We start from the raw sequence: 26721 nt of genomic DNA, 5'->3' as shown, positions 1-26721 counted from the left end.
TCTAGTTAAAGTTGGTGGAACGTATGGAATTTGATTGCATTGTCATCGGAGGAGGGCCTTCGGGGCTGATGGCTGCCATTTCAGCTGGGGAAAAAGGGGCAAAAGTATTGTTGATTGATAAAGGAGATAAGCTTGGCCGCAAGCTTGCCATATCCGGCGGCGGCCGCTGCAATGTCACTAATAGGCTCCCCGTTGATGAAATTATTAAGCATATTCCGGGAAACGGCAAATTTTTATATAGCGCCTTTTCTATTTTTAATAATGAAGATATCATTCGCTTCTTTGAAGGCTTGGGGATTGCCTTAAAGGAAGAGGACCACGGCCGGATGTTCCCCGTGTCCGATAAAGCCCAGTCCGTTGTCGAGGCATTATTACAACAATTGGATAAATTACAAGTTAAGGTTTTCAAAAATAGTCCGGTTGCCGATGTACTATATGAAAACGGACAAGTAACAGGGGTTCTCTTGAAAGACGGTCAAAAAATCAAGGCAAAATCTGTCGTGCTTGCTGTTGGCGGCAAGTCGGTCCCGCATACCGGGTCCACCGGTGACGGGTATGCCTGGGCGGAAAAAGCCGGGCATACAATTACTGAATTGTTCCCGACTGAGGTGCCAGTTACCTCCGCTGAACCATTTATCAAAGATAAAACGCTGCAGGGTTTGTCATTGCGGGATATTTCATTAAGCGTTTTGAACCCGAAAGGAAAGCCGCTTATCAGCCATCGGATGGATATGATTTTTACCCATTTCGGCATCAGCGGTCCAGCCGTGCTGCGCTGCAGTCAGTTTGTTGTCAAAGCCATGAAAAAGTGGAATCTATCGCAAGTAACGGTGAGCCTTGACGCCCTGCCGGACCGGAACGAAGAGGAGCTTTTTCAAGAAATCGTCAAACTGGTTAAAGAAGAACCGAAGAAAAGCATCAAAAATACGTTAAAAGGTTTATTACCGGAACGGTACCTCCTGTTTTTATTAGAACAAAACGAGATTGACCCTTCTTCACAAGGGGGAGTCATCTCAAACGAAAAAATCCGGGTTTTTACAAAGAACTGCAAACAATTTCAATTCAAAGTAAATGGAACCTTGTCAATTGAAAAAGCCTTTGTTACGGGGGGAGGCGTTTCTGTTAAAGAAATAGACCCAAAAACGATGGAATCAAAACTGATGAACGGTTTATTCTTCTGTGGGGAAATCCTTGATGTCCACGGATATACCGGCGGCTATAACATAACTTCCGCATTTGTAACGGGTAGGCTTGCCGGGACGAATGCAGCCATAACCGCAAAAAATAATCGGGCCTGACTTATGAGTGTCAGGCCCGGTAAATAATCATCGCCGAAAAACAATATACCTGGTCATCATCTTCGTCCTCCTGGAAAGCCGTGACATTATATTTAATGTCCAAGAGACTCTTTTCATCCAACCTTCGCAAAAACCGGTTCATTTCACTTTCTAAATCTTTTTCATGTTCTCGGTCAAATAGTTTAACCTGGATCATTGCCCTCTACCTTTCTGTTTTTCTATCATTATTGACAGTTTTTCAGAAAATTAAAAATAGAAGGTTAAAAAAAACGGCTCCTTAAGAACCGTTATTCCGTTTCACCTGTCCATTCAAGCATACCGCCTACCATGTTGCGGACCTTGAAGCCTTGCTCTTGCAGGTAGTAGCAGACATTCCCACTGCGTGCGCTGGAACGGCAGATAAAGATATATTCCTTGTCTTTGTCAAAATAGTCGAGGTGTGCCGGGATATCGTTCATGCGAATATGCTTAGCCCCGGGAATCATGCCCATCGCAACCTCAAAGTCTTCCCGCACATCTACCAGCTCAAGCTTTTCCCCTGCTTCAAGCTTCTTTTGTAACTCCTCTGTTGTTATCGTTTTGATTTCTTCCATTCGTACCCAGCCCCTTTAGAAAAACATCCCCCTCTATACTTGGGGGATGTTTTATAAAATTGTCTAGCTCCAGCGCCTGGTCAAGTCGCTTCCGCTTTTCGTTTTAATTTGCCACAATATTAACCAGCTTGCCAGGAACAGTGATGACCTTGCGAATGGTTTTACCTTCAATCTGTTCCTTCACGCGGTCATCGTCCATCGCGATCCCTTCCATTGCTTCTTTGCTTGCATCAGTCGGTACCAATAGCTTTGCCTTCACTTTGCCATTGACCTGTACCACAATCTCCACTTCATCATCAACCAGTTTTGCTTCATCATATGCTGGCCAAGCCTCATAGGCGATTGTGCCATTATGACCCAGTCTTTCCCATAGTTCTTCGGCAATATGTGGAGCAACCGGGGAAAGAAGTTTGACGAACCCTTCGACAAAGTGCTTTGGCATAACCGTTGCTTTATAGGCTTCATTAATGAATACCATCATTTGTGAGATAGCGGTATTAAACCGCAGACCCTCGTAATCCTCGGTCACTTTTTTCACTGTTTGATGATAGACTTTATCAAGATTTGAGGCTTCCTCATCCGGTTGAATTTTTGGATTCAGTTCCCCATTTTCCTCCACAAATAAACGCCAGATGCGGTCAAGAAAACGGCGTGAGCCATCCAACCCGTTGGTTGACCAGGCTATCGATGCATCAAGCGGTCCCATGAACATTTCATAAAGACGCAGTGTATCTGCACCATGGCTATGAAGGATGTCATCAGGATTGACCACATTGCCTTTTGATTTACTCATTTTTTCATTGCCTTCGCCCAGAATCATTCCTTGGTTAAACAGCTTTTGGAACGGTTCCTTCGTAGGCACTACGCCGAGATCATATAAAAATTTATGCCAGAATCGGGCGTACAATAAGTGAAGCACTGCATGCTCGGCACCGCCAATATAAATATCAACTGGAAGCCAGTGCTTTAATTTTTCTGGTGACGCTAATTGTTCGTTATTGTTAGGATCAATATACCTTAAATAGTACCAGCAGCTGCCGGCCCATTGCGGCATGGTGTTCGTTTCGCGGCGGCCTTTTTTGCCAGTTGCCGGGTCGACAACATTCACCCATTCCTCAATGTTGGCAAGCGGTGACTCACCTGTGCCAGAAGGTCTGATATCGGTTGTTTTTGGCAGCATCAATGGAAGTTCTGATTCTGGAACGGCGGTTGTTGTGCCATCCTCCCAATGAATGATTGGAATCGGCTCACCCCAATAACGCTGGCGGCTGAATAACCAGTCGCGCAGGCGGTAAGTGATTTTTTTGGTGCCAATGCCCTTTTCCTCCAGCCAGGAAATCATTTTTTGAATGGCGTCCGTTTTGTTTAATCCATTTAAGAAGTCCGAATTGACATGTTCGCCATCTCCGGTATAAGCTTCTTTGGCAACATCGCCGCCGGCAACAACCTCCACAATCGGAAGCTCGAATTTTTTTGCGAATTCATAATCGCGCTCATCATGTGCAGGAACCGCCATAATCGCACCGGTTCCGTAGCTGACCAATACATAGTCGGCAATCCAGATTGGCATTTTCTCGCCGTTTGCCGGATTTACCGCATAAGCCCCGGTGAATACGCCAGTTTTTTCTTTTGCCAAGTCAGTGCGCTCAAGGTCGCTTTTTGACTTCACTTTTTCCAAATAAGCATCTACAGCGGCTCGTTGTTCAGCTGTTGTAATGTCATCGACCAATGCATGCTCAGGTGCAAGCACCGCATATGTCGCTCCGAAAAGTGTATCAGGACGGGTTGTGAATACAGTGAATGTACCTTCGTGTCCGTCTATTTGGAAGGTTACCTCGGCACCTTCGGAACGGCAGATCCAGTTACGTTGCATTTCCTTCAAGCTTTCCGGCCAATCAAGTTCTTCAAGGTCTTCCAATAATCGGTCGGCATAGGCGGTAATTTTTAGAATCCACTGCCGCATCGGACGGCGTTCAACAGGGTGTCCGCCACGCTCACTTTTTCCATCGATGACCTCTTCATTGGCTAATACTGTTCCAAGAGCAGGGCACCAGTTGACTGGCACTTCATCTACGTAGGCTAGCCCTTTTTCCCAAAGCTTTAGGAAAATCCATTGCGTCCATTTATAGTATTCCGGGTCAGTAGTGTTCACTTCGCGGTCCCAGTCATAGGAAAAACCAAGGGCTTTAATTTGTCTTTTGAACGTTGCAATATTTTTCGCAGTGAATTCAGCCGGGTCGTTGCCGGTATCCAATGCGTATTGTTCTGCCGGCAGACCGAAAGCATCCCAGCCCATTGGATGAAGCACGTTGTAGCCCTGCATCCGCTTCATCCGGGAAAGAATATCGGTTGCGGTGTAGCCTTCAGGGTGTCCGACGTGAAGGCCGGCCCCGGATGGATATGGGAACATATCAAGCGCATAGAATTTCCGTTTATCGTATTCTTCGTTTGTTTTGAATGTTTTTTCTGTTTCCCACTTTTTTTGCCATTTTTTTTCGATTTGCTGATGATCGAAGCTCATGTTAAGTCCTCCTAATTGAATAGCTCACCCAGCTTTCGCTATTCCAATTTTTCTTTTTAAAAAATAAAAAACCCCTCATCCCAAAACAGGGACGAGAGGATTATGTATCTTCCCGCGGTACCACCCACATTAGTGCATATGCACTCGCTTCATTGAACCTTAACGCGGCAAACGGCTAGCATTACTGTTTGTTCATGCTTGCAACTCCTAGGCGAGTTCATGATTTCCCCGGTTGACTTTCACCAGCCGTCAACTCTCTACATGCGGGTTTGACCACTACTACTCCTACTCACTGTTATTACATATTAATGTAATTGTTATTTTATTGTATTTTCTTGCAGGATGCAAGTAAACTTGCGCCTAATTTCATCTTTGGCAAGATATCTTCTTTTTAAACCCTACAATTCAAATCCTGCAATCCCGAATCCGCCAGGTCCAGCGTGTGTAGAAATCATCGCACCGGCTTGAATCCATTTTACATTTTTGAAACCAGCTACTTTTGCCATTTCATCCATCCTTCGCTTGATATCCTCATCGAGTCCGATAGAATAAAGCAGATAAAGTTGTTCTCTATCAATGTTATATTGATGTAAATAATCCTGCATGAGTTTTTCGGCTACCATATTCATTTTTCCACGGTATTTTTTGGTAGATACAAGTTTTCCTTCAATTAATTCAATGCATGGCTTTATTTTTAACAATGCCCCTCCCAGATAAGCAAAATTACTGACCCTTCCACCTGCTCGTAAAAACTCTAAGCTTCCGGGAATGAACGCTAACCTTGCTTTAGGTACCATTGCTTCTATTTTTTCAATTAAGCGCATAGGTTCAATCGCAGGTTCTTTCTCCAGCAAAGTAACCGCATACATGACAATCGCTGCTAATCCACCAGTAACATTCAAAGCGTCAATTAGATAAAGATCAGTAAAGGCTTCTGCTGCGATTATTGCGTTTTGGAAGGAAGAGGATGCCTTAGATGTATAACCAATATGAATAATGATGCAATCAGGATAATCATCTTTTATTTTCGAAAAAAAATCATGATACTCATGGGGATTTGTGGCTGTGGTAGAAGGTATTTTTTTGGTCCGATCATAATAGTCATATATATCCTGTACCGGTAAAAAACCATCTAAATAATCCTGTTCATCCATGATGATGTGCATCGGGACCACTTGAACTACATGTTTGTCAGCTAAATCCTTTGGTAAATCCGCACCGCTTTCTGTCGATAAAATAATCCTTCTCATTGTCTGCCCCTCTCATCTAACCCCGTCATAACCGTTCACGTTTCAATGATTTTGACTTACTCTAACTATACATTAAAAGGGTAAGCAAAGGGATGGATTTTTACACTTTATTCCGTGTTTCATTAATGAAGTTCCTTCCGTTCGTAAAAGGTCATTAATATTCTTTCTCAAATTTCCCGGTACTCTTTCAAGAAAGGATTCTTTTCGCCTCTAATAGTCGTTGGATTCCTGTTATTAATTCCACTGCGATAAAGACAATCGTCCATACTACTAATTGTCCCTGAAAAAGCACAAGTAATGAAAACAGGATGAATCCTTCTGTCCTCTCTGCCAATCCGGGCTGATAATAAAAAGATTTGTAACTTTCTTTTTCAGATAAAGCTCCTACCGTTAAAAAAATGGTCATTGTAAAAATAATCGAGATGGCCAATAGGAGGAATAGCAGCAATATGGTTGGTTCCGGATGCCTAAGTGCCAATGCCACGAGAATCCCCGCTTCTACCACCCTGTCGAAGGTGACATCCAAAACGGTCCCCCATGACGATGAAGACTTACTCATTCGAGCCATACTACCATCTACCGCATCGAGAAAACCTGAAAGCCAAAGGACAGCCACACCGATAATCGGCTGTCCAAAATAAACGAGAACACTTGCCATAATCCCGACAAAAAAGGCAAGATAGGTGATATGATTGGCCGTCAATCCCATTTTCAAGAAAGACTGTGCCGTTTTTGAAATAATCGGCTGGACCGCAGCACGACCATGTGTATCCAACATACAATTTTCCTCCTTCTATTACGCCAGATACCAGTGAATTTGATCCACCGGCACCCTTACATAAATCTTTTCATCGATGACAGGAACCCTTTCCCATCCCGTCATGGTTACTTCCATTTCAGCCCCGTCAACTGCTACTGTGATGGAAAAGCCCTCACGGCTCGGTCGAACCTTCGTAATTATCCCTGTAAGAATACCCGCTCTTTCCTCAAAAGAATCCGTCTCGCCGATCATCTCTAGCTGGCTAGGGTCAATCCAGCCCCTGTTAAACTTCTCTGGCAAAGCAAACTTTCCTTTAAACCAACCGGACCATCGTTCTTTTGAAAAACGATTGGGCAACGATAAAAAACGGGCGATTTTTTCAGAAGCAGGCTGTTGGAAAAGCTCTGCCGGCGTTCCAACCTGCCGCAACTGACCTTCCAGCATCACTCCCACCATATCGGCAACTGAGAGTGCCTCATCTAGGTAATGGGTTACCCACAGGATTGAAAAACCAAGCTTTCTTTGCAAATCATAAAGCCAACTAATTAAATCCTTCCTTAACGAAGTATCTAATGAAGCAAAAGGCTCGTCCAGCAAGAGCAAGTCAGGATTTAGAACCAGCGCTCTTCCCAAGGAAACACGTTGCTGCTGTCCTCCTGATAATTGATGGGGATATCGATTCTCCAAACCTTCGAGCTGAAGATATGTTAAAAACTCCAACGCCTTGGATCGTCTCTCTTTAGCAGGAATTCCTCTCACTTTTAAGCCAAAACTGATATTTTCCAAAACGGTCAGGTGAGGAAAGAGCCGCGGTTCCTGAAAAACCAATCCAGTTGAGCCATGTCCTTTTTCCCAATTGATTCTGCCAGATGTCACCGGAACAAGTCCTGCAATTCCCTTTAGCAAAGTTGTTTTTCCGCTGCCTGAAGGACCCATTAACACAAAAATTTCCCCTGGGTTTATTAATAAATCCAGAGAATGAATAATTTTCACCTTATTTATTTCAATCTGCATCTTCTCTAACTGCACCCTTCCACACCCCCTCACTGGAACATTTTTTGGAATGAATACGATATAAGAGAAAATAAATCAATAGAAGAAATAATATCGGCATAAAGAATAACAGGCTATATGCGGCAACGATGGATGAATTGCCGCTGTCCGCAAATGGAAAAATAACTAATGGGATGGTCATCAACGTCCCGCCGCTCATGATCCAGGTAGGCAAATACTGACTTAAAGAAATAACTAACACCAAAAAGCTTCCCATTAAAACAGAAGGAACGAGCAAGGGCCATTCAATCCAAAGGAAAATTCGCCAACTGCCAGCTCCAAGACTAAAAGCAGCTTCTTGATATTTCTGCCCAATCAGCCGAAACTGGAACCAAACTGCAGCAATAAAATATGGCAGAGTCACCAATACATGGGCAATGGCTACAAGCACATATTCATTTAAAAATTCAAATTGTATCGCAAAATCATGCATCCCCATAATTGACACCGTATAGGGAATGAATAATGGCGCCAGCAGAATCGCAAACACTACCATTTTACCTTTGAATTCATGCTGGGCTAACGCCTTTGCTGCAGGGATGCCTAGCAAAAGATTCCCTAACAGGGTTAAAAAAGCCACTAGCAAACTATTTTTCAGTCCCTCTCCGGCCCTTCCGGAAATGGAGAAAAGATAATTCCAAGAATCCAAGCTCCATTTTTCCGGGAGCAGCAAAGGCCATGGCCAGTGTTTGGTAAAGCTCCAAATAAGCAACGGAATAAAAGGGAGAATAATAAACAGAGCAACGATGGTCATAAAGATTTTTTGAAAAATGGACGATTTCACCATACTCTTCTCCCTTTTTGATACCATCTAAGCTGGAGGTAAATTAAAAGTAGACCCACTAGAAGCGAGATTGCAGCGAGAACAACATTCATGGCAATAGCAACGGGCTGCCGCTCCAAACCAAATTGGGTATATTCCTGAAAACCCATAACCGGTATCGAACCAAGTGAGGTCCTCGCCAGGAGCGCCGGAATTTCATATGCCCCTAACGTGAAGGCAAAGACAACCCACATCCCGCCTGCCCACATTGGCAGCAAAATCGGCACAATCACCCAACGCACCGTCTGGCTGAATGTACCTCCCAAAACAGTTGCCGCTTCCTTCCAATCTGCTATTAATTTTACAATAAACGGATAGATTAATAAGACGATAAACGGGACTTCTTTCCATAAATAAGCCACGATCACCCCAACGCCCCAATCATCATGGACAAGAATAGGAAAGGCCTCCATGGAGTCAATGATGCCCAAATGAAAGGCAATTCGAGCATACCAACCGCTCTGCATGAATACCTGCATGAAGAGATAGGCCGATAATAAATGAGGGATACCAATCGGCAGTTGAAAAATAATCTGAAGCCATTTCCATTTATGGGACATTTTCGCTAAATACAAGGCAGCAAGCAAACCAATTCCCCCGGATAAAAGCGCTACAGCCGCCGCAATCCCTACTGTTACACCGATAGATTGAATAAATGATTCGTTTAGCAATTCGTTATAAGCCCAAAATTTATTCCCGACTGTCTCACCTAAAAAATCACTTTCTGGACTTTCTAAACTAATGATTAGTGCGTGAACTAATCCGCCGACAAAAAACGCAAGCATAAACAAAAGGGCTGGCAGGATTCCCAGCAGCCCTTTGTTTTTATGGATGTTTTGACTTATCTTATTTTTTTGCCACATTCTCCATCCATCCTCGTTCCAGCCACTGAACATATTCTGCTCCAATCTCCGGAATCCGGTGGCTGGATAACTCTTCTTGTGACAGCGTGGCTGGTCCCCTGTCAATTGATTCCACGCTTTTTTGATCTTTCTCTGAAAGACGATCCACGGATAATGCCATATTTTCTCCCCAATACTCCAGTTCCATCTTTTTCATTTGCGCTTCCGGTGATAACAGGAAGTTAATCAAAGTTAGGGCTCCATCTGGATTTGGAGCATTATAAGGAATCGCCAAAAAGTGTGTATTTGCTAAAGTTCCTTTATTAAGGACAAATGTTTTTGTAGAAGCCGGGAATTCACCTGATTGAATTAGGTTGGAAGAGTTGGCCTCATCATAGCCCATCGTCATCCATACTTCTCCATTTTTGTATAATTGTTCTAGTTGAGCAAGTGAACTTGGGTACGATTTCCCTTCCCTCCATAAATAGGGCTCCATATCATTTAAAGTTTTCCACACCTGATCCGCTTCACCCTTGACCAGTGACACATCAAACTTTTCTAAATAAGCATTATAGTCCTTGCTTTCTTCGTGAAGAACATGGCGGATAAACGCACTGCCCGTAAAATCTGGCGGAGCGGGATATGTAAACTTGCCAGGATTTTGTTTTACCCATTGCTTTAGTTCAGCAATCGACTTCGGCGGGTTGGCCACCTTGCTTGAATCATAAGCAAAGACAAATTGCACCTTTCCCCAAGGGGCTTCGTAGCCTTCTGTCGGGAAGCCAAAGTCGTAGTTTACATCCGGACTTTTCGTATCGACAAATTGCTCAAAGTTTGGCAGTTTCGAAGTAAATGGCCCCAAGAGCAGTTCCTGTTGTTTGGCAATCTTGAAATTTTCGCCATTTACCCAAATTACATCCATTTCGCCTGATTGTTTTTTTGCCTTTTTTTCTGTTTTTAACTTATTTATAAACTCAACCGCATCCATTGGATAACGTTTCAATTCGATATTATATTGTTCCTTTAATCTTGGAGCAACCCACTCATCTATATATCGGTTGATTCCTTCGTCTCCGCCCCACATAAAAAAGTTTACCTTGGTGCCTTTAGCATTGGCGGTAATTTCCTTCCAATCGCTTTTCAAAGTAGTTTTTCTTGGTTGTTCCGTTTTATTCTTGGAGTCAAAGCTGCATCCTGCTAACAGCAGTAACACGGCCAAAATGAGAACGCCAATTTTTTTCATGATAACTTCCTTTCTACGTACGACAGTTCGCTTTACAATCAAAATAGTTTTCCAACATCCCCATTAAAGAATATAAGCCAAAAATCACGCCATTAGTAGGGAGAAATAATGAAATTTTAAAAGAAAACAACAAACAATAGAGATTATAGGCGATGAATCCACTAAGCAGCACCCAGCGGGCATGCCAAAGTACTCTTTGAACTTTCTTTGCATTCATTTATTTTTTCCTTTCCATTTATAAGGGAGCTTAATCATCGTTTCTGGTTTTTCAATCTCTTTTAAATAATGGATACTATCTAAAAGAATTTGCTTTTGCATCTCGACTTCTCCTGCCCGGCCAAAACTGCGTCCTAAAGGAAAGCGTAAGTGCAATGACCTGGGAACTCTTACCTTACTCGTCAACTCCGCCAAATGGGTGATTGAAATCGTCGGAATCCCCGCTTTTTCAATCGCATATTGAATCAATCCCACGGATTGATGGCAGATATATCAGCCGGGATTTAAAATGACGGCATCTACTTTTTCCTCTTTTAACCTTTTAAGAATCAAGGGAATCGTTTCTTCAACCAAAGCAGTTGAATTTGGGATATAACCCATTAATCCGTAATGCGTCTCGGCAACATTACCAACGAGCCCTTCAGCTGCCAATTCCTTTAACCGAAATAACGGAAAAACACAGTTCACATCCCGGTCGGCGTCACTTCGGTCGAAATGGGTATGGCTAATCATCAACTCTTCTTCCATTACCGTCTCCGGTATGAAGCGAATCGAATGGTCTCCAGCTTCGACATCAAAAACCGGCTGTGTTTGTACATGAACACCTGCAGTTGTAATAAGGGCAAATTTCGCCTGATTTGCCGGTTTCCTAAACCTCACAAATGGAATTTCACCCTCAATCGATTTTACCATTGTCCTGGCTTTTTTACTGACAATGGATTCGATTAACCGGTTGCCAGATAACTTCATGTTTGTTTCCCCCTTTCAACCATCCAAAAAATGCCTCCAGCCAGGCTCGATATTGAAACCAATACAAAAAATAATAACGAAACTGTTACTGCAATTTCCACGGGAACGCCCATCTCACGAAAGAATAGCACATAACATCCTTCACGCACACCTAATCCATTAACACTGACTGGCAGCATTGTGATGACGGAAATCAAGGTAATGATCATCAATAGTTCCAGCCAGGGAATATCAATCCCCAAGGATAAAAACAATAAATCATTAATCCAGGCAAGACCTACCTGAAATAAGATTGAGTAGATCACAATCATGATCCACCATTTAAGGTTTTCCTTGCGGTAATTCAAGGCAACAGAGAATGTTTCCCTCATTCCGCTCTTTAATAGCCACTTTTGCATGTTGGTATTGGATTCGCTGCTTGTTTTTCCAGTCTTCTTTTTGCTTGTCCATATTCTAATCAACCAAATCAGAACAATGACCACCCCTATTGCGGCTAAAAGGGGCAGCAGAAATCTCCTCGCGGATTCGATATACAGCGACGAAAAAATAGCAATCGCAACAAGCGCCCCCCCGCTTGTCAGGCGTTCAAAGGCCACAGAAGCGGTGGCAGCCGGAACCCCTGTTATTCTTCCCAAATAGAAAACACGAACTACATCCCCGCCTACACTTCCCGGCAAGAAATTATTAAAGAATAATCCAATATAATAGAAACGCCCCAATTTTGACAATGAGGCGTTCTTCTCTTGATTTTGATGTAAGGAAGAATCGACAAGCATTTTCCATTTGAGAATACTCGAAACAACCGTTACTTGAATGGCGAGAAAAGCAGCGGCAAAATAGACAGCAGACCCATCCTTCGCAACCTCCACCACTTTGCTCCACTCAATTTTCGTGAGGATCCAGTACATTAATGCGGTACTCCCGGCAATTCGTACCAGAATCCCCTTTTTATCTGATTTTGCGTCCATTATCCTTTTGCTCCTTGGTTCCTTTACCCCTCGTCCGAAATTTGGGCCGAAGTATCATCCCTATAACCACCAGTGCAATCACAATACTAAAGATGGTAAACAAAATTTTTACGGTGCTGGTAGCGTTTTGACCTAGGTAGGAATACAAAATGGTTGCCGGTAATTGCCCAAGGCCTGTTGCCCAGAAAAATTGCCAGAAAGAAATCGATGTCACACCTGCAGCATAGCTGACAAGGTCAAACGATACAATCGGGACTAGTCTGGCAATAAATACAGCATGTTTCCCGTATTTTGCAAAAAATTGATCCCACCAATTCAGGGCTTTCTTAGTTACAATTTTCTCCACTATCGGCCGCCCCATGATTTTTGCCATATAAAAACAAAGAATCGCTCCTGCCATGGCGCTGCTCCAAGAGAGCACGGCTCCCCAAAACCAGCCGAATAATAATCCGTTGGCAAATGTAATAACGAAGGCCGGCAGCGGCGCAATAATCGATTGAAATACCATTACTAATGCTGATACAACGGCCGCCATTGATCCAAAGGATAAAAGGTAATCACGAAATCCCTCTACATCGGCATTCTTCAGATATTGAGCGGAATGATTAATTGCATCGCGAATTTCTCTATGCCCAAAATAAGCAATCAGGATAAATGCGATTAAGTAATACAGACCGATCATCCAAAATCTTTGGGACTTTTTCATGTATGTCTCCTTTTTATCCATTTAACAAGTAAGGATTAATTAGTTTTTCGATATGACCTTATACACCAACCATATTGGAAGGCAATCACAATAAATATCCCAATCAGGAAAAAGTGATAAGCATCTAGTTCCAGGTTCATGTGAATGGCCATGATTCCTATACTATTGGCCAACACCGCAAGTAACAGTGAGACCATACGCTTGCCACTTTTCCATTTTATGAGAAGGAGGGCAAAACAGACAATTGCCCCTCCTGCCAGGATCAATGTATAGACGTTCATATAAGCAGGAGCAAAGTAGCCTGCGGCAAATTCTTGCTTTTTAAAAATCAAATAGCGGGCTACTCCCATTTTTTCATCATATAAATCCTCCAGAATAATCGCCAAGATTATCCCTGAAAACTGTAAAACAGAAAGAAGGAACACTATAATATATTTCATCATTCGCCATTCTCCAGTCATAGATAAAGAGACAATACTCCTTGCTGTATTGTCCCTTTTTATAATCCTTATTTAGGTTCACCGGTTTCAACTGGATTAGAAGAGTCCATACTCCATTCATTCCAGCCGCCATCGTATAGGGAAATGTTTTTCAGGCCTAAAACATCCGCATAAAATAATACTTCAGCAGCCCTCCATCCAGTTCCGCAATAAAAAGATAGAGTTTTATCTGGATCGATTTCATCCTTTTCCCACATTGCCAAGATTTCTGAACCATTGCGCATTGTAGTATCGATATTTCTAAAGTCTTCTAGATTACTTGAATCAGAGCCGGCATGTCCCCAAATAGATCCGGCCGGGCGCCCCTTAGGTTCAATATAATCATAGCCAGAAGTTTTCCCGATATATTCATCCCAGCTTCTAATATCAACTAGGGTGCTTCCAGCCTTGTCAGCAAGAATCTTTTTCGCTTCAGGCAGGTCAATAATATAATTCGGATTAACAGGTACTTCCGCGCCAAATGCAGCAACAGATTCCTTGGCATTTACCTTTGTCTCTACTTGATAGCCGGCATTTTTCCAGGCGGTATATCCACCGTTTAATACTCTAACATCCTTGACACCCATATACTTCAAAATGACAGCTGCACGGTAAGCCGGCATTGAATCACTGCCATATAGAACAACGGTTGTGTCAGTTGTAATGCCATTTTTTAGTGCAAATTTTTCCAGCTCTTTATCTTTCAAGCGATTCCATACAGGGCCTTCTTCTACTTCATCTGTATTAATATGGACTGCCCCAGGAATATGGCCCGCCTTATAGTCCTTTGCTTCATCGCCCCAGCTGACTTCAAAAATCTTGTACGGGTTTCCACTGTTTTTATCGCTGATTAAATCATTCACCCAAGTTGGCGGTACTAGCATTTGGTAATTGGGATACGATTCGAGTGCCAACTCTTGATTTGCGGCCCATTCTTTCACATTATAATTATAAATCGTTTTGTAGCCATTTTCTTTTAGAAATTCAGCAACCAATTGTGTATCTTTCCCATTTGCGTCGTAAAGAACCACATTTTTCTCAGCAGTGATCCCTTTCGTTTTCAATACGTTCGTTAATGCTTTTTTATCAGCATCAACCTTAAGCCAATCCGCAGAAAAATCCACGGCTCCTTTAATGTGTCCGCCTCTTTCGACTCCATCCAATGCCCAGCCGTTGAACGCATCATTGGATCTTGTATCGACGATAACCCAGTCATCCTTACCAACATATGATTGAACATCCTCGGTTTTAACGGTTTGAATTCCTTCTGATGCTCCTTTTTTGTCTTTTCCCGAAGCAGCTTTATCATTAGAGCAGGCGCCCATTACAATAGTGCTGCATAGCAAAAGCAGGAGTAATGCTTTTTTCATTATCTATTTTCCTCCTAATTGTTTGCAATTACAAACATTCATTCCTTTATTATTATAATTAAAATTGTATTTGATAAGAAATTCATTTTTTCTATCTAATCGATAGATATTAATCGGTTTTTTATTTATTACTGTGTTGATGTTGTTTTAAAAAAATAAAAACCGTGTCCTAAGACTGGGTTATCATGATCATTCATTAGGCTGTTTATGGTAAGCTCTTGCAGCATACCCCATCGTGCCAAATACATTCATCGTATTGGAACTCATCGGCCCGTCAGTTCCTAATCCCATTCTGATTCCTGCTTGATCAATCTTAATCGCTGGTGCGACACCTGTCGCTCCTTTCGTATTTGCGATTGGATTATGAGCAATTGAAGCTCCTCGTTCTTTAATACTGTTAATATCTTCTTCCTTTATATGGATGGCATGGGCAAGCATTGTATTTTTGTCCAATGTCCCTAGAGAGTCCAAGTATTTAATGACAGAGTCGAATTTTTGCCCATATTTATCTTCCACCCTTTTTGCTTCATCAGCAAACTCAGCAGTCTTGTTATAAAAAAAGGCATCGAGAAAACTCGTTCTCGATGCCTTTTCATTAATATAAATTTTAAGATACTTTTACAGAGGCTGAACCATTCAGCTTGATTTGCCGGTCATAAACAAGTGTCGTTACAACTGCAACTAGGAATAATCCAATAAGAATAGTGAACAAGGCCGACATGCTATAGAGGTCAACAATGATTCCACCTAGTAATGGACCAATCATCCTTCCACCGGTTGCCACACTGGTGACGATCCCCTGATAAAATCCTTCACGCCCCTTTGGCGCGAGTTCAAATGCGATCGTTGGTACCGCCGGCCAAACGAACATTTCGCCAATCGTTAAAATAATCATAGCAACCAAGAATCCGGTAAAGGCATCTGCCTTGCCACCCACTATAAATGAAACGATGAATATTGCAATCCCAATGAGAATTTGCAATTTAAGTGATGCAGACAAATGCTTTAAGACTCCATTTAAAATTGGCTGCCCAAGTACAATAATCGCCCCATTGATGGTCCACAAGAAGCTGTATTGAGTCAGTGAAATATTAATTTCCTGTGTGTATGAAGCAATGGTTGTTGTCCATTGACTATAAGCCACCCAGCATAATAAATACCCCGAGCATAGAATGATTAAGGCCTGGAGATTTGCTTTGTTTTTTACAGTATTGGCAGCAGACTCTTTTGTTTTTTGCGCTGCTTGAGAAACAGTAATTCCCCGATATCCAAAAACAGCAATGCCTAAAAATAGAATGTACATAATTGTATTTGCTAAGAAAATTAGCTGGAATGAGTAGCCAGCCACTAATCCGCCAAGGGAAGCGCCGACCGCAACACCAAGGTTTTGCGCGACATAAAGGGCATTAAACGCTCTCCGGCCGCCCTCTTTCCAAACCGATCCGGCCATCGCGTACATCGGTGGAAAAATAATCCCGGTGCCAAAGCCGGCAATGGCGAGGAAGACAACATATTCCGGCCATCCGTGCCAGAAAGTTAATCCTACTAGAGCCAGAAGCGAAATGGCGATTCCGAGAAGAATCGATTTGTAGCCGCCAATTTTATCAAATAAATGGCCGCCATATAGACTGCCGATGACATTTGCCCCCGAGTTGAGCATGAGGACAAGCCCGGCAACAGATAAAGACTTTCCTAAATGATCGTGAATATAGATTGTATTTAAAGGCCATAAAAAAGAAGAGCCTATTACATTCACTGCCATCCCAATGATTAAAAGCCATAAGGCACGTGGCATGAAAATTGCTCCTTTGTAAATAAATATTTCGATATCCTTGGATATTTTAGACCTTTTTCTGTTAGACTGCAATCATTTTTGTTTACCAGTTACCGACAGTTTACAACAAAAAGGAAAACACTGTCCTCAATATGAACAGTGTTTTCTGAAAGAACTATTTTTTTGGCGGTGCCGGCACGACAGGAGCCTGAGCAGGGAAATAGCTGTTTACCGCAGCGTCCTTCTTCTTCTCGTTTACCTTTTCATCGAATACAGCTTGTTTCGCTTTTTCAATTTCGTTGGTAAGCTCTTCTAAGTTTACTCCCTTTTTCACTAGTTCTGCTGTCGCAATTTGGATCGCTTTGTTGGACCTTTCAATTGAAATCCTTAAAGAATCCATTGAACCTTGCGGGTTATGGAAGCCTGAAGAGTTCTCGGCAGCAACAATATCCCAGAACCATTGACCTTGACGGACAAATTCCTGTGCCTCTTTAATCTTCGCTTGATCAACACCAGATGTAATCATTTTGTTCACATAATAGTGGGCTGAAGTAGAAACATCCTGCGCATCATGTAATGCGCTGACGTTTGCTTCTTGAATTTCAAGCACGCGGTCCTTCAGCTTGTCCAAATCACGGTCGCCGTGGCACTGGCCGCAGGAAGTTTGCATCGTCTTAAGCGGTGAAGTCCACCAGTGCGATGAAATTTTCTTCTTCCCGTCTACACGTTCATATGGCATATGGCAATCTGCACAGGATACGCCAGCCTTGCCATGGGTACCTGAACTATGTGTTTCGAACTCAGGGTGCTGGGATTTCAGCATTGGCGTGCCGGAAATATTGCTAACCCAATCTTTTTCAAAACCATTATCTTTGGCAATCGTGTTGTAATATTCATACATGTCTTCTGGCTTGAACCCTTTTGTCCAAGGATAGATGACTTCGCTGTTACTGGCAGCAAAATAGTACTCATCATGACATTGTCCGCATACATACGTACGCATGTCGTTTTTTGTAGGATTAGAAGTATCAACACCCTTTGCTTCCAATGCTTTATAGAAGCTTGGACGGGTTACCCGTAAATCCATCGTTTTTGGATCGTGACAGTCTGAGCAGCCGATTGGCGAGTGGCCCATTTCTTCACCCTTAGGCCAAATCACTTGGTTGAAATTGGCGCCCCAATAATCATCGCCCATTTCCTCAATCATCTGCGGAACAGCTGTTGATTTACATGTATAACAAGAACCGACCGATTTATCGGTAATCCGTTTGACATTGCGGATATCTTCCAAAGCATAAACGTGGCCGCGGTCTTCGTTGTATTCTGTAGCAAACCCATACCCGTTAAAAAGGATTGGCAGCAAAGGCTCTTTATCTGGATCATATTTGCTTCGCTTCACAGAGCCATTGTATTTCGTATCTTCCATTTTCTTATTTTTCATATAGCTGTTGTATTGCAATGGAAATTGGTCCTTGAATGCTTCATTGCTGATTTCATCTGCTGAGAGGCCCGTCGTCTTCTTGCCTGTGGCGTTAGCTGTCTTTTCGCCGGGATCATTACTGCAGCCAGTGATGATCAGCACAAACGCCAGTAGGAGAAGATATGCCCCGTATCTAACCCTGCTCATTCTTAAAATCCTCCCTTATTTTCTAATAGCTCTCCTGATCTTGGCGGCTTGTTGAAATGATCATCCTTAAATCCTTTGCCGTGCGGTACTGTTTTGTGGCAGGAGATGCATTTTTCTTTTGCATCATGCGATACATTGTTCACCGTACTCTTGTGGCAGGAGATACAGTTATCGTTCATGATATTTTGTGTACGTTCCGTCGCTCCAATCACATCAGGAATTTTCTCTGTGCCCAATGTGTTGTAATAAATATGCGTCATTCCGGCCCGGCCTTTGAAAAATAATTTTCCCACTTCACTTTTGTGTGGCAAATGGCAGTCATTACACTGCAATTCGGCATGGGTAGAATCCATAAACGATGTATAGACCGATTGCATTGTGTGGCAATTTTGACAGAAACCCGGTGAGTCCAAATAGGCCATTGTTTTTACAGTTGAGAACGATAAGGCTACACCAATTAGCAACGCAACAACAATCAACACTTTTTTGTCGATTTTCAATATTTTTTTGAACACATTTTTCACCTCCCATAACTTGCTATCTCTGTATCTATGTTAAAGTACTGAAGTACGTCTAACCCCAATTACCGCGCTTGTTTCCTATTTCTTCGAATCAAAAGGCTCAATGCCCCCACAGAAACAAGACTGACGCCGCCGAACGTTCCAACGGCCAGATAGTTGATTTTTTTATCGCTTTTTTCTTCAACATTTTTTTCGATACTTAATAATTCGATTGTCGTTTTTTTCTCAGACCGTTGATAAGTAAGTTTAAAGCTCTTCTGGTCGCCTGCTTTTACATCTTGGAAGTGATAGGCATAGGTGTCTTTTCCATCTCCATGGCTTTGCTCCTCCGGTTTCGGGCTAAGCTTCATGTCTTTTGCCTTATTTGGCTGCAAGAAATTCACATTTACCAGCCCGATATCCACGAAGCTTTTAAATTGATAGGCTAATGATTTCTTTGCGCCATCTACCTTTAGGCTGTCAGTATAGTATTCAACCACAAATTTATATCGTTCCTTAGGAGATATTTCTTCCGAAGTGGTCCATGAAATTGTTCCGCGATCCTTGTCAACGGCGTATTCAATCTCATACACTTGTTTTAAATCTGCCGAATAGTCAGCAATATAGCCAATCCTGAAGCCGGGATCATTCATTGGAAGGGGAATTTCAATTTGTCCTATTTGCGGCTGTTCCGAATTGTTAATCATTGAACCATGATAGCCGATCAACAGCGGTGCATGGTCTTTTTCCTGATCGTTTGGGTGGTAAGCAAACTCCGGCATTACCTGAATGGTTAATTCCTCCAGGCTTAAGGCTGGTTGATGAGTTCCCTCCGCATAGCAAATGGATGGGCTTACAACCGCAAAGAGAACGAGTATGATTAACAGTATCTTTTTCATTGTTAAAACTCCTTATCGATTTTTCGAATATATTGTGAACGAGTTCACATATTCTTCATTAAAATTAGGTTAGGCGACACTTTTATATGTAGGTATACCTAAGGAGAAATCAGGGTTTTAGCGAAAGTTTCGCTTGTTCTTATCCTATTTAAACCATAGAAAAAGAGGGTCACTCTGTGACGTGCATCACACATTAAAAATTGAGTTATTACCAAATTGTGAACGTGATTTTCACTATATCGAAAAGGTTATTAGGGTAAAATTGATGCAGCCACGAATTTTATTATTAATAAACAAAAAAAATCCCTCAACAGCATGTCGAGAGATTTGTGAACATTTTATGAAGATTGATCTTTTTCTTGATGGAACTTTGATTTGACTGGCTGACCGCCCGTTTGCTCATATTTCTTTTTTGCTTGTTTAATCAAATCAACATCTTGTCCGAGTTCGAGATCATTGCTATTGGTCCCATTTCGAGTTTTCTGTTCGGGGTTTTGCTGCTTCGAACGCTTTTTCAAAACTGTTCTCCTCCTCGTGACCCTTGCAAAATCAGGCTATTCTGAAGCTGCTGGACCTGAAGTCTCATCCGGTGCAGCTGTTCCCGCTGCGGTCCGTTGGCACTATGGGCCATTGTACAGATATCCTGGTAGGTTGTTTCAAGCTTTTGCAACGCCTGTGTATAATCAGTATCGTTGTAATGCTCTTGCAGACTGCTTTGCTTGTATTGTTCCTCGGCAAAACGAACCGTGTCCTCAACCTGCTGGGTTAAAGTATCCATCGAAGCACGAGTAGCCATCTAAAGAACCCCCTTCTTGGTCTGGCACTTCCTTTGAAGCAGATTGCTTCATTTCTTATTGTGTTCCCCATTTTTTTTCCTATGACAACAGCAAATTGATAATTACTGGCAAAAAACAAGAAACAATTACAATTGGATAACCCCATCATTTTTTGTTAAAATAAATTTTATGCATACGTAGTTGAGATAGAATAATAAAAAAAGGAGGTTTTCTGAATGCTTCAGACCAAACCTTTTCCATATGCTTCTGATGATAAACGTTATCATACATGGAATTATCATCTTCGCCAGCAATTCGGCCATAAGGTGTTTAAAGTGGCATTGGATGGCGGCTTTGACTGTCCTAACCGGGATGGCACTGTTGCCCACGGGGGCTGTACGTTTTGCAGTGCCGCCGGTTCAGGGGACTTTGCAGGAAACCGTGCCGAACCATTAGTCAAGCAGTTTAACGATATTAAAGATAAAATGCATACCAAATGGAAAGACGGCAAATACATGGCCTATTTCCAGGCATTCACGAACACACATGCACCACTGGATGTCCTTCGTGAAAAGTATGAAACCGTCCTTAATCTGGAAGGTGTCGTCGGGTTATCGATTGCCACTCGTCCTGACTGTCTTCCTGATGATGTAGTTGAATATTTGGCGGAACTAAACAAACGTACCTATCTATGGGTGGAACTAGGCTTGCAGACTGTCCATGAACGCACAGCACTGCTTATCAATCGTGCCCATGATTTCGAGTGCTATATCGAGGGCGTAAATAAACTGAGAAAACATGGTATCCGCGTTTGTTCCCATATCATTAACGGGCTGCCGCTTGAAAATTATGACATGATGATGGAAACTGCTCGTGAAGTGGCGAAATTGGATGTTCAGGGAATCAAAATCCACCTGCTTCACTTGCTAAAAGGCACGCCAATGGTCAAGCAATATGAAAAAGGCATGCTTGAATTCCTATCCCAAGAGGATTACGTAAACTTAGTATGCGACCAATTGGAAATACTGCCGCCGGAAATGATTGTTCATCGTATCACCGGCGACGGACCGATTGACCTAATGGTCGGACCGATGTGGAGTGTCAACAAATGGGAAGTTTTAAATGCGATTGATGCGGAATTGAAACGGAGAAACAGCTGGCAGGGCAAGTTTTATGCCGGAGAGCCTGTCGGACGATGAAACTGGAGCGAATTCTTTCATTTGCCAGGCTATTGCTTGAAAAAGCGGTGGGCCCAGGTGATGTAGTTGTCGATGCGACATTAGGAAATGGGCATGATACATTATTTTTGGCACAGCTTGTCGGCGAAACAGGCAAAGTGTACGGCTTTGATATTCAGGAACAAGCCGTTGCTGCCGCCTATGACCGCCTAAGCGGGCATGGGGTATCGGACAGGGCTACACTTTTTCACGCAGGCCACGAAAAAGCGGCTGACCTTATACCGGATGAGAATCATGGAAAAATAAGGGGGGGTATATTTAACCTAGGATATTTGCCTGGCAGCGATAAAACAGTTGTTACCAAACCGGAAACCACCATTTCCGCGATTGCACAGCTTCTCGAGATGATGGCACCTGAAGGAATCATCGTTCTTGTGATTTATCACGGTCACGAACAAGGTGCTGTCGAACGTGATGCTATTCTGGAATACTGCCGAACATTAGATCAGAAGACAGCCCATGTGCTAAAGTACCAATTTATTAACCAACAGAATAATCCCCCGTTTATTATTGCAATTGAAAAAAGGTAAAAACCAGGCCGCAAGCCTGGTTTTTATTTTGCCATCATTCTCATCACGAATGCCGGCACTGCCTTTTGCAGCGAGCGGTAGGCCAGTCCATTAATATAGAAGAAATAGCTTGCCCACCCTCCTGTCTTAATAATCTTTTTCGCCAGCCTGCGGACATTTTTCTGCTTACGGACTTTTGCATCCGATAAATAAATACCCAATAAACCCCGGTTAATCAACTGATGGAATTTTTTATGTGGCAGGAATTCGGTATGGCGGTCAGCCTCAATCATAAAATGGGTTAACCGATTGAACAGGCTTTCCTGATTTTTATAGTAAAAGCAAAAATTCAAATCACCCCCGGCCCGATCTTCCTCTTGGTCAATAAAGTAATCAAGCAGGATATGGAGCCCCTGTATGTAGGGGAAATAACCTTTATAGATATTCTCGGCATCGCTTGCCTTGAAATCTTCGCGCATTGCGTAGGAAATGAGGCAAAAAATCCCAAGCGTTGAGCCAGAGCAAGCCGAAAATTCATACCATTCCATCTCTGGGAGCTTACTTTGATAATGCTGAAACCAATTTTCGAGCCGCGGTACCCGCTCTTCCTTTTTCACATGCTTATGAATTTGCAAGTCACAATAATAACGGCATAGTTCCAAAAGATAATCTCTGATTAAATGGTAATGCTCAAGTTCTTTTAAAACGGACCGGCATGTTTCCGATAATTCGTATAAATAGCCATTATCGTTTTGATCCGTGCGCAGGCGGTAATAGTTTTTCCTCTTAGCATCGGGCACCAAAGCATCCTCCATTGATTCATGAAGTGCAGCAAAATCGTTTGGATCTAACGAAGTACTCCGGTCACAAAGATTATCAAGATAATCGCTGATAGTTTGATAAGCCACAATAAATTTCACTGCTTTTGGGAAATTCTCACCAGCAGTGAGTGCAAGAATGGCCCCGCCCTCACAATGAAATGTTTTATGTTCAATGCTAGCTAGTGCTTGTTTTCTTAACTCGGGATTTGGAATTTCTTCAGCCCTGCTTCTCCAATAATCCAATTCTTGATGAACTGCTGGCAGTATTTTGCGGTAGACCCTTGACATCAGGGTTATTGGCTGCATGGAACATACCACCCTCTCTATACGATGTAGCCAATTGCTTTTAACTGGCTGTTGACAAAATCCTTGGCATATTCAAAAACCTCTTCACGCTCTGGTTCATTAAATATTTCATGATAGCAATTTGGCCATTCTTTAAATCTTTTTTCTGATAACGGAACATGGTTAAACCATTCTTTGACCGTTCGTTTATTGACAATTTTATCATCTCCGCCCTGCATAACAAGCATTGGGACATCTTGAGTGTTCGGGATATTCTCAAACGCCTCCTTAATTGCCTGAACGAGCTCGCGGTACCATCTGACGGATACCTTTGTTATGTAGAGCGTATCATTCGAATCTGCTTCCCTTACATCTTCATTCCTAGTCGCCATTTGAACAGTCAGCCCTGAATTCACCCGGAACGATGGAAACACCATGTTCAAACCGTAGGAAAGAAAGTTCATAAATTTAGATGGGGTATGAACAAGTCCCAAACATGGAGACGAAAGAATGACTCCGGCAATGTTTAACCTTTCTTCCTGTAATAGACGGATCGTGATTAACCCTCCCATACTATGGCCAATGACAAAAACCGGCAAATCATAACGGTAGGCGGCTTGCACCCAATCCTTTACTTCTATTATGTATTCATCAAAGGAATCAATATGACCGCGGTTGGCTCTTGTTGTCATCCCTTGTCCGGGAAGATCGGACATAATGACGTGAAAGCCGGACGAACGCCACATCTCAATCAGCCAGCCATAACGGCGATGGTGCTCCATCGCACCGTGAACAATCACGATTACGGCCTTTGCAGCCCCTTCTGCTTCCCACTTCCACATTTGTTGTTCCTCCTGCAACACTGCATCGTTTTTAGTATTTTACCATATATCTGTACCCGATGTTGTTATTAGCCTGCGCAAAATAGTTTGTTACTTAGTTTATTTTTTGATATTTAATGAACTTATTCGTTAAAATAAAATCATCATTTTTGAAGGAGAGAAAATCATGATTTATCCTTTTAAAGGTCAATATCCTAAAATTGCTGATTCGGTATTTATTGCGGATTATGCCACCATTACCGGCGATGTTGAAATCGGCGAGGAATCAAGTGTCTGGTTTAACACCGTGATTCGCGGCGATGTTGCGCAAACTAAAATTGGCTGCCGTGTCAATATCCAAGATAATTCCATTTTACATCAAAGCCCCAATAATCCGCTAATTTTGGAGGATGAGGTTACTGTCGGCCATCAAGTGATTTTACATAGCTGTATCATCCGAAAAAGAGCGTTGATTGGGATGGGTTCTATTATTCTCGACCAAGCCGAAATCAGTGAAGGAGCATTCATTGGGGCCGGGAGTTTAGTCCCGCAGGGCAAAAAAATACCGCCAAATACGTTAGCTTTTGGCAGACCAGCCAAGGTAATCAGAGAATTAAATGAAGATGATATTAAGGACATGGAGCGGATTACCAGGGAGTATGCCGAAAAAGCACAATACTATAAAGGTTTGCAAAAAAAATAACTAAAACCAAGTAGAAGTTCCGAAAAAATAAAACGGGAGCTACATGTATTCGTAACTCCCGTTTTTAACTAATTAACGGCCTTTAGCCTGCTCGCGAAGCGTTTCCGCTTTATCGGTACGCTCCCATGGAAGATCCACATCGGAGCGACCAAAATGGCCGTAAGCCGCGGTTTGTTTATAAATCGGACGGCGTAAATCAAGCATTTTTATGATTCCTGCTGGGCGGAGGTCGAAGTTTTGGCTGACTAGGTCAACTAAAACATCTTCACTAACTTTACCGGTGCCAAAAGTGTCAACAGAGATGGAAACAGGTCTTGCTACACCGATCGCATAAGCAAGCTGAACCTCACATTTGTCGGCAAGACCGGCAGCGACAATATTTTTTGCCACATAACGTGCTGCATACGCAGCAGAACGGTCAACCTTTGTCGGATCCTTACCGGAGAAAGCTCCGCCGCCATGGCGCGCATATCCGCCGTAAGTATCAACAATAATTTTACGGCCGGTTAATCCAGCATCGCCCTGCGGTCCGCCGATCACGAAGCGGCCGGTAGGGTTAATAAAATATTTTGTGTTGTCATCAATTAATTCTTTTGGAACCACTGGGTTAATCACATATTCTTTGATATTTCGCTGAATTTGTTCTAAAGTTATTTCCGGATGATGTTGTGTTGAAATGACAATGGTGTCAATACGGACTGGCTGGTTATTCTCATCATATTCAACGGTTACTTGAGTCTTACCGTCCGGACGAAGGTATGGAAGAACATCATCTTTTCGGACTTCTGACAGTTTCCGGGCAAGCTTATGGGCAAGAGATATTGGCAGCGGCATAAGTTCTTTGGTTTCATTGCAGGCGAATCCAAACATCAGGCCTTGGTCACCGGCGCCGATCGCTTCAATTTCCTGGTCTGTCATTTGCCCTTCACGTGCTTCCAACGCCTGATTCACACCCATGGCAATATCAGGTGACTGCTCATCAATTGAAGTTAAAACGGCGCAAGTATCGGAATCAAACCCGTATTTGGCACGATTATAGCCAATCCCTTTAATCGTTTCACGAACTATTTTTGGAATGTCCACATAGGTGGAAGTAGTGATTTCGCCAGCAACCAGCACCAATCCGGTCGTTACGGAAGTTTCCGCAGCAACACGGGCATTCGGATCTTTCGCTAAAATGGCGTCTAAAATGGAATCAGAAATCTGGTCACAAATTTTATCGGGATGACCTTCAGTTACTGATTCAGAAGTAAACAAACGGCGTTTTGTTGACATCTGAATTCCTCCTAAAAATATGAAATAAATGAGGCAGTCGGTAAAGCAGATCACCTCAGAATTTGATACGGAACTCATTCCCTTTTATAGTATGAAATAAACACTGGGTTTTTATGAAAAATTAAAACCCGATTACTTTCTCTGGATGAATTAAAAGCGATTATGTAATGCAGAAAAAAAGAAAAACCTTTCCATATTGAGGAAAGGTTAAATGCAACGTTCTGCGTCCTTTCACTCTTATCGTTCAAGGCTGCCAGCCTTGCGTCAGGTTTAGCACCTTTGCCTAGAAAATTGCTGATAAACATCTTGCCTATCAGCGCATTCTTAGTTTGCAGGTTGCTGGGTTTCATAGGGCCTGTCCCTCCACCAGCTCGGGATAAGAGAGTATCCGTTCAAGGTTAAATCATAACCCCTCCATCAATGCATGTCAATGGATATTTTAGCAAATTTTGGTCAATAATAAGAACTTTTCGAAAGTCTGAAATCATAAGCCTTTTTTAGTACTTTTCATGACTTTTTTGAATTATATAGAATATTGTATAAAATACAGCTTAAATTGATTCATTAGTATAGACTAATGAATCAATTGTGTTATACTATTGCTTAAGAATATTTATAATA

At 42.5% G+C, this 26721-nt stretch carries 28 protein-coding genes, 1 riboswitch and 1 other annotated feature; of the genes, 4 read left to right on the top strand and 24 right to left on the bottom strand.

Features of this window, described 5'->3' with window-relative positions; all coding sequences use genetic code 11:
* The first annotated feature begins 23 nt into the window (after positions 1-23).
* The gene (locus AR334_RS12750; RefSeq protein WP_066311041.1) at positions 24-1298 is read left to right on the top strand and encodes an NAD(P)/FAD-dependent oxidoreductase; all 1275 of its coding nucleotides are present in this window, start codon (positions 24-26) and stop codon (positions 1296-1298) included.
* Positions 1299-1308: 10 nt separating this feature from the next.
* On the opposite strand, the gene AR334_RS12745 is transcribed toward AR334_RS12750, so the two are convergent.
* The 21 genes from AR334_RS12745 to AR334_RS12640 form a co-directional block, all read right to left on the bottom strand.
* Positions 1309-1494, bottom strand: coding sequence for a sporulation protein Cse60 (locus AR334_RS12745; protein WP_066311039.1), 186 nt, complete (start codon positions 1492-1494; stop codon positions 1309-1311).
* A gap of 91 nt (positions 1495-1585) precedes the next feature.
* Entirely contained in the window at positions 1586-1891 is a 306-nt protein-coding gene (locus AR334_RS12740) for a rhodanese-like domain-containing protein (RefSeq protein ID WP_066311038.1), read from the bottom strand.
* Positions 1892-1994: 103 nt separating this feature from the next.
* Positions 1995-4412 carry a leucine--tRNA ligase gene (leuS, locus tag AR334_RS12735; protein ID WP_066311034.1) on the bottom strand — a complete coding sequence of 806 codons (2418 nt, stop codon included), beginning with the start codon at positions 4410-4412 and terminating at the stop codon, positions 1995-1997.
* Between the two features lie 84 nt (positions 4413-4496).
* Positions 4497-4714, bottom strand: a binding site (T-box leader).
* Between the two features lie 96 nt (positions 4715-4810).
* Complete coding sequence (locus AR334_RS12730; protein WP_066311032.1) at positions 4811-5662, bottom strand: DegV family protein; 852 nt, start codon at positions 5660-5662, stop codon at positions 4811-4813.
* Positions 5663-5849: 187 nt separating this feature from the next.
* Positions 5850-6440: a CDP-alcohol phosphatidyltransferase family protein gene (locus AR334_RS12725; RefSeq protein ID WP_066311029.1), complete on the bottom strand. Its 591-nt coding sequence runs from the start codon at positions 6438-6440 to the stop codon at positions 5850-5852.
* 18 nt (positions 6441-6458) lie between these two features.
* Complete coding sequence (locus AR334_RS12720; RefSeq protein WP_066311025.1) at positions 6459-7451, bottom strand: ABC transporter ATP-binding protein; 993 nt, start codon at positions 7449-7451, stop codon at positions 6459-6461.
* Positions 7426-8262, bottom strand: coding sequence for an ABC transporter permease (locus AR334_RS12715; RefSeq protein ID WP_066311021.1), 837 nt, complete (start codon positions 8260-8262; stop codon positions 7426-7428). Before AR334_RS12715 ends, AR334_RS12720 begins: the two co-directional genes overlap by 26 nt.
* A complete protein-coding gene (locus tag AR334_RS12710) occupies positions 8256-9161 on the bottom strand; it encodes an ABC transporter permease (RefSeq protein ID WP_066311020.1) in 906 nt (301 codons plus the stop codon). Before AR334_RS12710 ends, AR334_RS12715 begins: the two co-directional genes overlap by 7 nt.
* Complete coding sequence (locus tag AR334_RS12705; RefSeq protein WP_066311019.1) at positions 9145-10383, bottom strand: ABC transporter substrate-binding protein; 1239 nt, start codon at positions 10381-10383, stop codon at positions 9145-9147. The genes AR334_RS12710 and AR334_RS12705 overlap by 17 nt, the downstream gene beginning before the upstream one ends.
* A gap of 213 nt (positions 10384-10596) precedes the next feature.
* Entirely contained in the window at positions 10597-11349 is a 753-nt protein-coding gene (locus AR334_RS30370; protein WP_253701291.1) for a glycine/sarcosine/betaine reductase selenoprotein B family protein, read from the bottom strand.
* A complete protein-coding gene (locus tag AR334_RS12690; protein ID WP_066311000.1) occupies positions 11346-12317 on the bottom strand; it encodes a lysylphosphatidylglycerol synthase transmembrane domain-containing protein in 972 nt (323 codons plus the stop codon). Before AR334_RS12690 ends, AR334_RS30370 begins: the two co-directional genes overlap by 4 nt.
* Complete coding sequence (locus AR334_RS12685) at positions 12298-13023, bottom strand: TVP38/TMEM64 family protein (protein WP_066310998.1); 726 nt, start codon at positions 13021-13023, stop codon at positions 12298-12300. Before AR334_RS12685 ends, AR334_RS12690 begins: the two co-directional genes overlap by 20 nt.
* 35 nt (positions 13024-13058) lie before the next feature.
* Positions 13059-13466: a hypothetical protein gene (locus AR334_RS12680; protein ID WP_066310989.1), complete on the bottom strand. Its 408-nt coding sequence runs from the start codon at positions 13464-13466 to the stop codon at positions 13059-13061.
* Positions 13467-13531: 65 nt separating this feature from the next.
* A complete protein-coding gene (locus tag AR334_RS12675) occupies positions 13532-14872 on the bottom strand; it encodes a sulfurtransferase (protein ID WP_066310985.1) in 1341 nt (446 codons plus the stop codon).
* 189 nt (positions 14873-15061) lie between these two features.
* Positions 15062-15388 carry an amidohydrolase family protein gene (locus AR334_RS12670; RefSeq protein WP_066310979.1) on the bottom strand — a complete coding sequence of 109 codons (327 nt, stop codon included), beginning with the start codon at positions 15386-15388 and terminating at the stop codon, positions 15062-15064.
* Between the two features lie 91 nt (positions 15389-15479).
* On the bottom strand, positions 15480-16667 hold the full coding sequence (locus AR334_RS12665; RefSeq protein WP_066310976.1) for an MFS transporter: 1188 nt from the start codon (positions 16665-16667) through the stop codon (positions 15480-15482).
* A gap of 154 nt (positions 16668-16821) precedes the next feature.
* A complete protein-coding gene (locus tag AR334_RS12660; RefSeq protein WP_066310973.1) occupies positions 16822-18273 on the bottom strand; it encodes an ammonia-forming cytochrome c nitrite reductase subunit c552 in 1452 nt (483 codons plus the stop codon).
* A gap of 2 nt (positions 18274-18275) precedes the next feature.
* Entirely contained in the window at positions 18276-18788 is a 513-nt protein-coding gene (locus AR334_RS12655) for a NapC/NirT family cytochrome c (RefSeq protein WP_066310965.1), read from the bottom strand.
* A 68-nt stretch (positions 18789-18856) separates the two neighbouring features.
* The gene (locus AR334_RS12650; RefSeq protein WP_066310962.1) at positions 18857-19672 is read right to left on the bottom strand and encodes a hypothetical protein; all 816 of its coding nucleotides are present in this window, start codon (positions 19670-19672) and stop codon (positions 18857-18859) included.
* A 338-nt stretch (positions 19673-20010) separates the two neighbouring features.
* The gene (locus tag AR334_RS12645; RefSeq protein WP_066310959.1) at positions 20011-20190 is read right to left on the bottom strand and encodes a glycogen biosynthesis protein GlgD; all 180 of its coding nucleotides are present in this window, start codon (positions 20188-20190) and stop codon (positions 20011-20013) included.
* Positions 20187-20468, bottom strand: coding sequence for a YtzC family protein (locus AR334_RS12640; protein WP_066310956.1), 282 nt, complete (start codon positions 20466-20468; stop codon positions 20187-20189). The genes AR334_RS12645 and AR334_RS12640 overlap by 4 nt, the downstream gene beginning before the upstream one ends.
* A 216-nt stretch (positions 20469-20684) precedes the next feature.
* Between AR334_RS12640 and AR334_RS12635 the strand changes: the two genes are divergently transcribed.
* Entirely contained in the window at positions 20685-21647 is a 963-nt protein-coding gene (locus AR334_RS12635; protein ID WP_066310953.1) for a TIGR01212 family radical SAM protein, read from the top strand.
* Positions 21644-22216: a class I SAM-dependent methyltransferase gene (locus AR334_RS12630; protein WP_066310951.1), complete on the top strand. Its 573-nt coding sequence runs from the start codon at positions 21644-21646 to the stop codon at positions 22214-22216. Before AR334_RS12635 ends, AR334_RS12630 begins: the two co-directional genes overlap by 4 nt.
* 23 nt (positions 22217-22239) lie before the next feature.
* Here the strand turns inward: AR334_RS12630 and AR334_RS12625 are convergent, their stop codons facing one another.
* Both AR334_RS12625 and AR334_RS12620 read right to left on the bottom strand, forming a co-directional pair.
* Positions 22240-23322, bottom strand: a complete 1083-nt coding sequence (locus AR334_RS12625; RefSeq protein WP_066310947.1) for a tetraprenyl-beta-curcumene synthase family protein — start codon at positions 23320-23322, stop codon at positions 22240-22242.
* Positions 23323-23339: 17 nt separating this feature from the next.
* Positions 23340-24143, bottom strand: coding sequence for an alpha/beta hydrolase (locus AR334_RS12620; RefSeq protein WP_066310945.1), 804 nt, complete (start codon positions 24141-24143; stop codon positions 23340-23342).
* 166 nt (positions 24144-24309) lie between these two features.
* Between AR334_RS12620 and AR334_RS12615 the strand changes: the two genes are divergently transcribed.
* Complete coding sequence (locus AR334_RS12615; RefSeq protein WP_066310941.1) at positions 24310-24825, top strand: gamma carbonic anhydrase family protein; 516 nt, start codon at positions 24310-24312, stop codon at positions 24823-24825.
* 72 nt (positions 24826-24897) lie between these two features.
* Here the strand turns inward: AR334_RS12615 and metK are convergent, their stop codons facing one another.
* A complete protein-coding gene (gene metK / locus AR334_RS12610) occupies positions 24898-26100 on the bottom strand; it encodes a methionine adenosyltransferase (RefSeq protein WP_066310939.1) in 1203 nt (400 codons plus the stop codon).
* 234 nt (positions 26101-26334) lie between these two features.
* Positions 26335-26483, bottom strand: a riboswitch (SAM riboswitch).
* Between the last annotated feature and the right edge of the window lie 238 nt (positions 26484-26721).

It is taken from the genome of Bacillus sp. FJAT-29814 (genome assembly GCF_001510715.1).
Taxonomy (GTDB): domain Bacteria; phylum Bacillota; class Bacilli; order Bacillales; family Cytobacillaceae; genus Neobacillus.
This window is presented reverse-complemented; position numbering and strand designations above follow the sequence as displayed.